Here is an 11351-nt window from a genome sequence, read left to right on the forward strand (position 1 = left end):
GCCGGGGAGAGCCCCGGCGACCGGGCCGGGCTGGTGGTGGCCGGGCCGCTGTCGCGCTCCGCCGCCGACGCCGCGCTCCTGCTGGACGCCCTCGCACCGCCCGAGCCTGGCCGGCCCGGGTATCTGGAGCGCACCGGGCAGGCCCCTCCCCCGCTCCGGATCGGCGTCAGCCTGGACAGCCCGTGGCAGGCCGCCTACCCGATCGCCCCCGAGCCCGAGGCCCTGGCCGCGCTGGCCGCGGGAATCGACCTGCTGGAGCGGGCCGGGCACCGGACCGGCGAGGCGTCCATCCGGTACGACAACCGGTATCCGGCGGCGTTCACTACCGCCTGGACGGCCGGCGTCGGAAGCGCCCGGATCCCGCCGCAGCGCGAACCGCTGCTGACCCCGCTGACCCGGACGTTCCGGCGCCGCGCGCAGCAGCGGAGCGCGGCCAAGCTGGAGGAGGCCCTGTCTTTCCTGCGGACCTTCCAGCGGGACACCCTGGCCCAGTACGGGGCGTGGGACCTGATGCTGATGCCCGCGCTGGCGCAGACCCCGCGCCCGGTGGGCTGGTTCACCGGGGCCGTGCACGGCGACGGGTACTGGCCCGCCGCGGAGTGGGCCGGCGACGCCGACGAGGACTACCGCCGGCAGTGCCAGTTCGCGCCCTGGTCCTCCATGATCAACGTCTGCGGGCTCCCTGCCATCAGCATCCCTGTGCACTGGACCGGCGGGCGGCCGGGCGAAGGGTTGCCGATGGGCATCCAGCTGGTCGGGCCGATGGGTTCGGAGGCCCTGCTCCTGCAGGTCGCGGCGCAACTGGGCTACTGACGCCGGCTTTCTGAACCACCGGGCCGGCGACGCGGATTTCCCGGCCGCCCCCGCCTGCGGTTTACTGGAGCGGACACGGCCACTGGCGGCCCCGAGGACGGAAGAGGGATCGATGAAGATCACCGGAGCAGTGCTTGAGGAGATCGGCCGGTCCCGGCCGTTCGCGGAGTCCAAACCCATCAGCATCGCGGACCTGGAACTTACCGGCCCCGGCCCCACCGAAATCCTGGTCAAGCTCGAGGCCGCGGGCATTTGCCACTCGGACCTCAGCGTCGTGGACGGGAACCGCGTCCGGCCCGTCCCGATGCTCCTCGGCCACGAGGCGGCCGGCCGGGTGGTCGAGGTCGGCGCCGAGGTCACGGACCTGGCGCCCGGCCAGCGTGTGGTGATGTCCTTCTTGCCCCGCTGCGAACAGTGCGAAAACTGCGCCGCCGACGGCCGACTCCCCTGCACCGCCGGCTCCAAGAGCAACAACGAGGGCACCCTGCTGCACGGCAGCCGACACCTGAGCCGGGACGGCCAACCCGTCCACCACCACCTCGGCGTCTCCGGCTTCGCCAGCCACGCCGTGGTCGACCGCGCCTCCGCCGTCCCCGTGGACGACGACATTCCCGCCGACATCGCCGCTGTCCTCGGCTGCGCCGTCCTCACGGGCGGCGGGGCCGTCCTTAACGCCGCGCAACCGCGCCCCGAGGACAGCGTGATGATCGTGGGCCTGGGCGGCGTCGGCATGGCCGCGTTGATCACCGCCGTGTCCCAGGGGATCTCCCGCATCATCGCCGTTGATACGCTCCCGGAGAAGCTGGAACACGCCCGTCGCCTCGGAGCCCACGAGGCGTACGCCCCGCAGGAACTGTCCGAGTTGGGCGTGAAGGCGCGCTTCGTCATCGAGTGCGCCGGCAGCGCGCGCGCCTTCGAGACCGCGTTCGCGGCCACCGCCGTCGGCGGCACCACCGTCACGGCCGGCCTGCCCGCCCCGGACGCTCTCGCGCACCTCTCCCCGCTGACCATCACGGCGGAGGCCCGGACCATCGTGGGCAGCTACCTCGGCTCCGCGGTCCCGGCCCGCGACATCCCCACCTACGCCCGGCTCTGGCGGGAGGGCAAGCTGCCGGTGGAGGAGCTCATCACCTCGCGGATCAGCCTGTCCGGGATCAACGAGGCCATGGACCAGCTGGCCGACGGGAAGGCCGTTCGGCAGGTCATCCTGTTCGACGCCGACTAGCGGATCCACGTGCGGAAACATCGCGAAACACCCCGGTATTGACTTGCGCCGGGGCCGTTCCGAATGTGACAATCCCGAGCTCCGGTGTCAGCATTAAGTAAATGAGCACAACTCATTTAGCTGATCCCCCCGCGACTACGCCGGGCGACACCTCATTCTTTGGCCACCCGAAAATGCTGGCCAGCCTCTTCTCCGTAGAAATGTGGGAGCGATTCTCCTTCTACGGAATGCAGGGCATCCTCCTGTACTACATGTACTTCTCGGCCACCCAGGGCGGCCTCGAGATCGACAAGGCCCTCGCCGCCAGCCTGGTCGGCGCGTACGGCGGCGGCGTCTACCTCTCCACCATCCTCGGCGCCTGGCTCGCCGACCGGCTCTTCGGCTCCGAGCGGGTCCTCTTCGGTTCCGCGATCATGATCATGGCCGGCCACATCGGCCTGGCGCTGATCCCGGGCATCCCCGGCCTGATCACCGGCCTGGTGCTCGTTGGCATCGGCTCCGGTGGCCTGAAGGCCAACGCCACCGCGCTGGTGGGAAGCCTGTACCGGGAAAAGGACGAACGCCGCGACGCCGGCTTCTCCATCTTCTACATGGGCATCAACACCGGCGGCCTGATCGGCCCGCTGGTGACCGGCTGGCTGCAGGAAAGCCAGGGCTTCCACTGGGGCTTCGGCGCGGCCGCCATCGGCATGGCGATCGGCCTGGGCATCTACGCCATGGGCCGCGGTAAGCTCCCGGCCGAGGCGCACCGCGTCCCCAACCCGCTGCCGGCCACCCAGCGCACCCGCTACGGCCTGATCTTCGCGGCGATCGTCGTCGTCATCGCCCTGCTGCTGGGCACGGGCGCGGTCAACGCCAATAACCTGGCCATGTCCATGGCCTACGCCGCGATCGGCGCCTCGGTGCTGTACTTCGTGCTGATCTACAGCAGCAAGAAGGTCACCACGCTGGAGCGCGGCCGCGTGACCGCGTTCATCCCCCTGTACATCGCCTCGGCCGCGTTCTGGGCCCTCTTCCAGCAGCAGTTCACCTTCATCGCCGTGTACTCGGAGGAGAAGCTGGACCGGAACCTCTTCGGCTGGGAAATGCCCGCCGCCTGGGTCCAGTCGATCAACCCGGTGTTCATCATCATCTTCGCCGGCGTCATGGCCGCGCTGTGGACCCGGCTGGGCCGCAAGCAGCCCGGCTCGGCGCTGAAGTTCTCCATCGGCCTGTTCGTGATGGGCCTGGCGTTCCTGGCGTTCATTCCGCTGGCCGGCGGCGGCAAGACCCCGCTGCTGGCGCTGATCGGGATCCTGTTCCTGTTCACCCTCGCGGAGCTGTTCCTCTCCCCGATCGGCCTGTCCGTGACCACCAAGCTGGCCCCGCAGGCGTTCCACACCCAGATGGTGGCGCTGTTCTTCCTGTCGGTGTCGCTCGGAACCACGCTGGCCGGCATCCTCTCGGGCCTCTACAACCCTGACGATGAGCTGCCGTACTTCATCGGCGTCGGCGGCACCGCGATGGTCCTGGCGGTCGGCCTCGCGGCCGCATCCCCGGCCATCAAGAAGCTCATGGGCGGCGTACGCTAGGCCGAATGAGCACCCCGCATCGCCCGCCGGTTGAGGCGCGCGTCTACGTCCCCGCTCCCGGCGAGGCGTCCGACGTCGAACTCATGCCGGCGGGCGATGTTACTGAGGGCGTGGTGCGGGTCGGCGGGACCATCCGCCGGCCGCACCAGCCCCAGAGCCTCGCCGTCGCGGCGTACCTGGACTGGCTGGAGGACGCCGGGTTCGACGGCTCGCCCCGGTTCCTGGGCCGCGACGCTCAGGGCCGGGACGTGCTGACCTACCTGCCGGGGTCGTGCGCCGGGGCCGAGCCGGAACCCTGGGTGCAGTCCGAGGAGCTGCTGGCCTCCGTAGCCCGGCTGGTCCGCCGGCTGCACTGGGCCTCCGCCGGCTTCGTCCCGGACGCCCACCCGTTCCCGGACCGGCCGTTCCCTGTTCCTGATTCCGGCGCCACAGCCTCCGACGGCCCGGTCCTCGTGTGCCACCTGGACGTGACGCCGCAGAACGTAGTGGTCCGGGACGGCCTGGCCGCGGGGCTGGTGGACTTCGACCTTGCCGGTCCCACCACTGCCCTGCGTGATTCGTACAACGCGGCAATGCACTGGGTGCCGTTGCTGGCCCCGGAGGACGTCTGGCCCGGCTGGGCCGGCACGGACCCCTTCCACCGGCTCCGCGTCTTCGCCGACGCCTACGGCTGGACCCCGGAAGAACGACGCCGGGTGCCCGCCCTGGGCATCGAGGCGGCGGAGCTGAGCTACGGCCGGATGCAGGAGCGGGCCCGGACGCTCGGCGGCGGCTGGGCCAGGATGTGGGATGAGGGCGTGGGCGGACTGATCCTGCGCCGGCGCGACTGGCTGGAGGCCAACGCCGGGCGGCTGCTGGAGGCCCTTAGCGGGTGACGAACTCCGCGTTGGAGAAGGCGACGCCCAGGACGATGACCACCAGCAGCGTGATGGCCATCGCGATGTAGCCGAGGACCAGTCCGGCGATGGCCAGGCCGCGGCCGCCCGGTTCGCGGAGCAGGGCCAGGTGCCCCAGCAGCACGGCGGCGAGCTGCGGGAGCAGGAAGAATCCCAGGCCCAGGAAGGCCGCGATGCCGCAGCAGAGGCTGGCGATGCTGAGGCCCTTCGGGGCCGCGGGCACCGGGTAGTAGAGCGGCTGGCCGTAGGCGTCGACGGCGGGAGGCTGCTGCCGGACGCCTCCCCGGTAGTCCGGGGGTCCGTAGGCGCCGGGGCCGCCCATACCCGAGCCGGCAGGGCCGTAACCGCCGGCGAGGCCTCCCTGGTGGGGCGCGGACGGTGGCATCGGCGGCACCTGACCGCGGTAGCCGCCGTCGTACCCTTGCCCGGTCTGCTCGGTCATGGCACTCCCCTTGTTGACGTGTGTTCGTCCAGCGTACCGCCGCGATGCCGGCCCGGGCGGCAGCCGTTCCCGCCGCCCTCCCGCCGCCGTTTCCGCCGTCACCCGCGGCCGCATTGCGACCAAACCGTGCCACCGGGCCCACGGTTCTGGCATGCTGGAGCCATGGCTAGCCGCGCGGGCACAGTTGCCCAACCCCAGGACCTTGTTGACCTCACAGCGCTCCTCGACGCGTACTACGACGTCGCGCCGAACCTCGAAGACCCCGGGCAGCGGGTGGTGTTCGGCACCTCCGGCCACCGGGGCTCCAGCCTCAAGGCCTCGTTCAACGAGCCGCACATCCTCGCCATCACGCAGGCAATCGTGGAATACCGCGCCGGGCAGGGCATTACCGGCCCGCTCTACCTGGCCAAGGACACGCACGCCCTGAGCGAGCCGGCCCAGAATTCCGCGCTGGAGGTCCTTGCCGCCAACGGCGTGCACGTGCTGATCGATGCCCGCCACGGCTACACGCCCACGCCGGCCCTCAGCCACGCGATCCTGACGCACAACAACAAGGCCGCGGCCGGCGCCCCGCAGGCAGACGGCATCGTGGTAACCCCCAGCCACAACCCGCCCGGCGACGGCGGCTTCAAGTACAACCCCCCGCACGGCGGCCCGGCGGACACCGACGCGACCGGCTGGATCGCCAACCGCGCCAACGAGCTGCTCGAAAACGGCCTCCGCGGCGTCAAGCGGGTTCCGATCGCCGAGGCGATGGCCGCCGGCACCACCGGCAAGTTCGACTTCCTCTCCAGCTATGTCGACGACCTGCCCTCCGTCCTGGACCTGAACGCCATCCGCGACGCCGGCGTTCGGATCGGCGCGGACCCGATGGGCGGCGCCTCCGTGGACTACTGGGGCGAGATCGGCGAACGCCACCACCTGAACCTCACCGTGGTGAACCCCACCGTGGATCCGCAGTGGGCCTTCATGACCCTCGACTGGGACGAGAAGATCCGGATGGACTGCTCCTCCCCCGCCGCCATGGCGTCCCTGATCCAGCGGATGGGAGCGGGCGCGGACGGCGCCGCCCCCTTCGACATCGCCACGGGCAACGACGCCGACGCCGACCGCCACGGCATCGTGACGCCCGTCGTCAACGGCCGGGGTGGGCTGATGAACCCCAACCACTACCTCGCCGTCGCCATCGACTACCTGTACCGGCACCGCACCGGCTGGAACCCCCAGTCCGTGATCGGCAAGACCCTCGTCTCCTCCTCGATCATCGACCGGGTCGCCGAAAGCCTGGGCCGGAAGCTCGTGGAGGTACCGGTGGGCTTCAAGTGGTTCGTCCCCGGACTGCTCTCCGGCGAGGGTGCCTTCGGCGGCGAGGAATCCGCCGGTGCCTCCTTCAACAAAATGGACGGCAGCGTCTGGACCACCGACAAGGACGGCATCCTGCTGGCCCTGCTGGCCTCCGAGATCACCGCCGTCACGGGCAGCTCGCCGTCGGAGCTGTACAAAGGTCTGACCGACCAGTTCGGTGACCCCGTCTACGCCCGGATCGACGCGGCCGCGACCCGCGAGCAGAAGGCCGCGCTGGGCAAGCTCTCCTCCTCGGACGTCAGCGCGACGGAACTGGCCGGCGAGACGATCACCGCCAAGCTGACCGAGGCTCCCGGCAACGGTGCGGCCATCGGCGGGCTCAAAGTGGTCACCGAGAACGCCTGGTTCGCGGCCCGCCCGTCGGGTACCGAGGACGTGTACAAGATCTACGCCGAGTCCTTCAAGGGCGAGGAACACCTCAAGCAGGTCCAGGCCGAGGCGAAGGCGCTGGTGGACTCGGTCATCTCCTGACCCGTTCCCCGGGGCGCTGCGGCGCCCCGGGCCTGGCGTGCGCGTCCGCTTCGGCGGACGCTCGGGGCGCTGCGGCGCCCCGGTTTCCTGACCCGGCCGGCTCAGACGGTGCCGGCGGTCTCTTCCTCGCCGAGGCTGGCCGCCAGCACAGACTGGTCGCGGCCCTGGGTCTTGGCCCGGTAGAGGGCAGCGTCGGCGCACTCCACCAAGGCCTTCAGGTCCGCCCGGCCCGCCCCTGTGGCGGTAATCCCATAGCTGACGGTGGGAAGCTTGGCCTCAACCTGGGGCTGCTTTTCCTGCAGCCGCCTGCTGATGGTAGCGGTCATGTCTTCGGCGCGCTCGGGGCTCACGCCGGGCAGGAGCATGATGAACTCCTCGCCGCCGTAGCGGCCCACCAGGTCGGTGGAGCGGACCGATTCGGTACACGCCTCCGCGAATGCCTGCAGCGCCACGTCGCCGGCGGCGTGGCCGTACCGGTCATTGACAGTCTTAAAGTGGTCAAGGTCGGCGAGCACCAGGGCTGCAGGCGTCCGGGCGTTGCTGAGCCGGCGAAGTTCCTCGGCCGCGAGGTCCATGAACGCGGTCCGGTTCAGCAGCCCGGTCAGGCCGTCCATCGTCGCCCGGGACCGGAGGTCACGGGTCAGCTGCTCGTTGCTTAGCTCCACCATGGTGAAGGAGGCCACCACCAGAACCATCGTGGTCAGGATGGTGGTCACCACCGAGCCGAAGTACGTTTCGAAGACCGGGCTGTTCGGCCCCTGTAGCAGGAATACCACCAGGCGGCCGACGTAGAAGATGGTCAGCAGGGCGGAGCCATAGGCGAGCGGCCTGTGGACGCGGGAGTAATCGACCTCGAGGAGGAAGAGCTCGCGCGAGGAAAGCCCCAGCATGAGGGCCATGAGGCCGAGGAGCACCGGGCCACCGGACCAGTTATTCGTGGCCGGGTTGTCGAGGACGGAGACGATACCGGTGAGAACCGGACCTGCGATCAGGTACCAGATCTTTGGACTGGTGGAGCGCAGCGAGCGGGCCCCCGCCCACATGGCCCCGGCGCCGCCGACCAGCAGGGTGTTCCCAAGCGGGTTCGCCCATTCCTGATGCACGGTTCCGTCCAGCAGATAGGAGGCGGAGCCGGTGAGGAACAGCAGCAGCGCGGAACACCACCATGCGCTGTAGGCCGAGCGGGTTTTGCGGTATGTGATGAAGAAGAAGAGGAAGAGCAGCGTCAGCGTGACGACGGCCAAGGAAACTCGCAGGGTCGACGTATCAAGCACCATCCGCTTTTTCTCCCGCCAGCACCCGGTGACCCCATTTCAGCGGTGTCAGACTCCCCATGTGCCCCCAGTATGGCACCACGGGATACAAATGAAGAGCTTCATTCACAATGTGGCATCCCACAGCGTCAGGACCTTGCGGGAACTGTGGGTTCCGCCCGGTGCCATGTCCACCAGTGCGACCCGGTCGAGGACCAGCCGGTCACCGGTCTTCAGCAGTTTGGCGCCCTGGTGGGAGACGTGGGGGCGGTAGCCGGACCGGGTGTAGGCACCGGTGGCGACCCGCCCGTGCAGCGATTCGACGATGTCGAGCAGCCCTTCGTGCAGCTGCTGCAGGCGCTCGTTGGGTTCGATCAGGGTGACCGGGATGGAGCCGTTACGGCCGAAGTTGGCCGGTTCCCCGGCCGTGAGGACCTCACCGAGCGCGGCGCGCACCACCGGGTCCATCCGCCGGGCGACCTCGTCCGCCAACGGGTCGGTCTCCTGCGGGCCAGTCTCCTGCGGGCCAGTCTCCGACGGACCGGCTTCCGTTGGACCGGTCTCCGGATTTACGGGCGATGACGCCGAGGGCGCTGCGCCCGACGCCGGGGCCCGGTACCCGCCGTCGTCGTCCTTTGCCTCCGCAGGCGGGTCCGCGACGTCGAAGCGCACCAGTGTGATGTGCAGGGGCCACGCGTCGCGGGCGAAGACCTGCCCCGCGCTGACGGGTTCTACGAAGGCGACGGCCACCAGGTTCCGCATGGGCCCAGTCTGCCACCGAGCTAGACGGTGCGGACGACGTCCTCGTAGGCGAACTTCGGCTTCGGGGCGCCCCAGGCGTTTTCGGCGGGACGGCCGATGTTGACCACCATGAAGCTCTTCTGGCTGCCGTCGGGGAAGAACGAGGCGTCAATCGCGGCGAAGTCGGCGCCGGTCATGGGGCCCGCGGAGAAGCCGAGGGAGCGGACGGCGAGGATGAAGTAACCGGCCTGCAGGTGGGCGTTGTTGTTGCCCGTGGCGGCGGCGAGGTCCGGGGAGGCGTCGTACATGGCCTTCGGGGCGTTGTAACCGGGGAGGAAGGCGTCCCACTGTTCGTGCCAAGCGGTGTCGGTGCTGAGGGTGGCGACCAGCGGAGCGGAGGCGGTCTTGGCGCGGTTACCGGCGGACAGGGCGTCCACTAGCGTGGCGCGGGCCTCGTCCGAGCGGACGTAGGTGATGCGCAGCGGCTGGGAGTTGAAGGCGGTGGGGCCGAACTTGGTCAGTTCGTAAATGGCGCGGGCCTGCTCGTCGGTGACCTCGCCGGTGAAGGCGTTAGCGGTGCGTGCCTGGGCGAAGATGGCGTCTACCGCCTCGGCGTCGATTACTGCTTCTTCGTGGGCGATGGTCATGTGCGTCTCTTTTCCCTGGTCTGCGTTGCTGCTTCCCGGCCCGGTCCGTGCGTTGTCCGTGGATTTCCGCGCGTTGTCCGTGCATTGGGAGCGCTGCTGTCTTAGGAATTAACCGGCGCCTTCAGCGGCCGCTTCCCGCCTCAGGGCGTGAGATCAGCCACATCCGACGCCTGTGCGCGGGCGATCATCCGGGCGCTGTCCCGGCGGTAGCCCGCGGCATGCTCGTGCAGTTCCGTGCGTCCGGTCTCGACGGCGCGCTGGTCGGAGTACTCCGCGAGTTCCAGCAGCCGCCGGCCGAGAGTCTCAAAAATGTCGGTGTGGGCGAAGGGCTGGCCGTAGGCCTCGATGAGGTCGTCCAGCCGGGCCTGCTTTTCCTCCTCCGCGGGTTCCCCGGAACCGGTCCCCTCGATCAAGGGCACCAGCTGATAGGCCAGGTAGGCGACGTCCCAGATGCGGGGACCGGGAGAGGCGGCGTCGAAGTCGAAAGCCCCGGCGAGTTTCCGGTCCCGGAAGACCATGTTGTAGGGGGCGAAGTCGTTGGCGCAGACCACCTCTGCCGGTTCGTGGGTGGCCAAAAGCCAGGGCCGGCTTGTGTCCGCGAGGTGGGCTCCGGCGTCGTGGATTTTCCGCAGCATGGTGGCGGCGTCGCGGAGGATGTCCGGGTGCCAGATCCAGGCGGGGAGTGGGTAGCGGACGACGTCGCCCGGCACGAAAGTGAGGATCTCGCGGCCCTGCTCGTCGAGGCCGAGCGCTTCCGGGACGTTGGTGACGCCGCCGGCGTGGAGGGCGTGGAGGAAGTCATGTACCGCGGGTGTCCATGGACCGGTGTTGCGGCGGACGGTGTCCCCCACGCGCACCACGACGCTCGAGTTGCCGCCGTCCAGGACCTCTTCGTTCTCCACCGGACCAATCTATGCGGTTCCGGGGCTGGTGCTGGTTTTTGGTTGGCGGGCGTTGTTGTGGGCAGCCTTGGCTGCCCCGGTTGGCGGGCGGGCTTAATTGTCAGAGGCCGGCGAGAGTATTGGGTCATGGACGCACTGGCTGCGCTTTCGTATCTACCGGCTCACTGGCCGGTCGGTGACGGGCGCATGCGGCCCGCCTGGGCGAGGTTAATTGTCAGTGGTCGGCGGGATAGTCGAGTCATGGACGCAACGGCTGCGGTTTCGTATCTACCGGCTCACTGGCCGGTCGGTGACTGGGGCATGCGTCCTGCCTGCGCGGGCTTGATTGTCAGTGGTCGGCGGCAGGATTAACCCATGAACGCAACGGCTGCGGTTTCGTTTCTTCCGGTCCCCGGACCGGTCGCTGGCGGGTGCGGCGGTATTGCGTTGGGGGATATCGCTGCTTCGCTGCGGGAGTTCTGCACGTCTGCGGTCGACGACGCTGGGGTGCTGGGTTTCACTGAGGCGGCGGCTTTCGCCGGGGATGTGGAGGAGCTCGCCCGGGCCGTGGAGTTCCTCCAGGTTGTTGCGGCGGGCGCTGTCGACCGGACGCGCACCCAAGCGGCGATATCGGCAGCATCCACGCGCGGCGGCGCGGGGCTGACCGGTGAGGACGAGGCCGGCGGACCAGGTGCCGCCCCGGAAGCCATCACCTGCGGGCCGGAGGGTGACGGGTACCGGCGGACCACGGACTTCCTGCGGGACCGCTTGCGGATCAGCGCCGCCGAAGCCCACCGCCGCCTCTGCCTTGCCGGGGAAGTCCTGCCCCGTGTTGGGTTGTCCGGCCAGCCGATCCCGGCCGTTCATGAGGAACTCGCCGCGGCGTTCGCGGGAGGGGAGGTCCCGTCCCGGTCCGCGACCATCATCACCCAGGCACTGGACCGGGTCCGACTCCTGACCGACACGGCCACCGTGACCCGGATGGAAGAAGTCCTGACCACGGTCGCGGCGGTTCATGACCCGGACTTCCTGACCCGGGTCGCCCG

At 69.7% G+C, this 11351-nt stretch carries 11 protein-coding genes; 6 read left to right on the plus strand and 5 right to left on the minus strand.

All coding sequences use genetic code 11. From position 1 onward, the window contains the following. The 4 genes from AB0305_RS21100 to AB0305_RS21115 all read left to right on the plus strand — a co-directional run. Positions 1-813 (plus strand): amidase family protein (locus AB0305_RS21100; RefSeq protein WP_366173925.1); only part of this gene is annotated, 813 nt, incomplete at its 5' end. 112 nt (positions 814-925) lie between these two features. Continuing rightward, positions 926-2038: an alcohol dehydrogenase catalytic domain-containing protein gene (locus AB0305_RS21105; RefSeq protein ID WP_364135865.1), complete on the plus strand. Its 1113-nt coding sequence runs from the start codon at positions 926-928 to the stop codon at positions 2036-2038. Positions 2039-2139: 101 nt separating this feature from the next. After that, a complete protein-coding gene (locus AB0305_RS21110) occupies positions 2140-3609 on the plus strand; it encodes a peptide MFS transporter (protein ID WP_364135862.1) in 1470 nt (489 codons plus the stop codon). Positions 3610-3614: 5 nt separating this feature from the next. Beyond that, complete coding sequence (locus tag AB0305_RS21115; protein ID WP_364135859.1) at positions 3615-4484, plus strand: phosphotransferase; 870 nt, start codon at positions 3615-3617, stop codon at positions 4482-4484. Here the strand turns inward: AB0305_RS21115 and AB0305_RS21120 are convergent. Next, positions 4474-4947, minus strand: coding sequence for a DUF4190 domain-containing protein (locus AB0305_RS21120; protein ID WP_364135856.1), 474 nt, complete (start codon positions 4945-4947; stop codon positions 4474-4476). The two genes, AB0305_RS21115 and AB0305_RS21120, sit on opposite strands and share 11 nt — an antisense overlap. 162 nt (positions 4948-5109) lie before the next feature. On the opposite strand from AB0305_RS21120, the gene pgm reads away from it, so the two are divergent. Next, positions 5110-6783, plus strand: coding sequence for a phosphoglucomutase (alpha-D-glucose-1,6-bisphosphate-dependent) (pgm, locus tag AB0305_RS21125; protein WP_290257038.1), 1674 nt, complete (start codon positions 5110-5112; stop codon positions 6781-6783). A 101-nt stretch (positions 6784-6884) separates the two neighbouring features. On the opposite strand, the gene AB0305_RS21130 is transcribed toward pgm, so the two are convergent. The 4 genes from AB0305_RS21130 to AB0305_RS21145 form a co-directional block, all read right to left on the minus strand. Continuing rightward, positions 6885-8060: a GGDEF domain-containing protein gene (locus AB0305_RS21130; RefSeq protein WP_364135853.1), complete on the minus strand. Its 1176-nt coding sequence runs from the start codon at positions 8058-8060 to the stop codon at positions 6885-6887. Positions 8061-8162: 102 nt separating this feature from the next. Further along, positions 8163-8798 carry a hypothetical protein gene (locus AB0305_RS21135; RefSeq protein WP_364135850.1) on the minus strand — a complete coding sequence of 212 codons (636 nt, stop codon included), beginning with the start codon at positions 8796-8798 and terminating at the stop codon, positions 8163-8165. Positions 8799-8818: 20 nt separating this feature from the next. Next, complete coding sequence (locus AB0305_RS21140; RefSeq protein WP_364135847.1) at positions 8819-9424, minus strand: malonic semialdehyde reductase; 606 nt, start codon at positions 9422-9424, stop codon at positions 8819-8821. Between the two features lie 140 nt (positions 9425-9564). Further along, entirely contained in the window at positions 9565-10326 is a 762-nt protein-coding gene (locus AB0305_RS21145; RefSeq protein ID WP_364135844.1) for an aminoglycoside phosphotransferase family protein, read from the minus strand. Positions 10327-10680: 354 nt separating this feature from the next. Between AB0305_RS21145 and AB0305_RS21150 the strand changes: the two genes are divergently transcribed. Next, the coding region (locus AB0305_RS21150; RefSeq protein WP_366173930.1) for a DUF222 domain-containing protein at positions 10681-11351 on the plus strand (671 nt) is incomplete at its 3' end.

Source organism: Arthrobacter sp. NPDC080086, assembly GCF_040702285.1.

Excerpts from the sequence above, each read along its gene's own strand:
- AB0305_RS21105 (WP_364135865.1), top strand. The coding sequence starts at position 926 with ATGAAGATCACCGGAGCAGTGCTTGAGGAGATCGGCCGGTCCCGGCCG.
- AB0305_RS21110 (WP_364135862.1), top strand. The coding sequence starts at position 2,140 with ATGAGCACAACTCATTTAGCTGATCCCCCCGCGACTACGCCGGGCGAC.
- AB0305_RS21115 (WP_364135859.1), top strand. The coding sequence starts at position 3,615 with ATGAGCACCCCGCATCGCCCGCCGGTTGAGGCGCGCGTCTACGTCCCC.
- AB0305_RS21120 (WP_364135856.1), bottom strand. The coding sequence starts at position 4,947 with ATGACCGAGCAGACCGGGCAAGGGTACGACGGCGGCTACCGCGGTCAG.
- pgm (WP_290257038.1), top strand. The coding sequence starts at position 5,110 with ATGGCTAGCCGCGCGGGCACAGTTGCCCAACCCCAGGACCTTGTTGAC.
- AB0305_RS21130 (WP_364135853.1), bottom strand. The coding sequence starts at position 8,060 with ATGGTGCTTGATACGTCGACCCTGCGAGTTTCCTTGGCCGTCGTCACG.
- AB0305_RS21135 (WP_364135850.1), bottom strand. The coding sequence starts at position 8,798 with ATGCGGAACCTGGTGGCCGTCGCCTTCGTAGAACCCGTCAGCGCGGGG.
- AB0305_RS21140 (WP_364135847.1), bottom strand. The coding sequence starts at position 9,424 with ATGACCATCGCCCACGAAGAAGCAGTAATCGACGCCGAGGCGGTAGAC.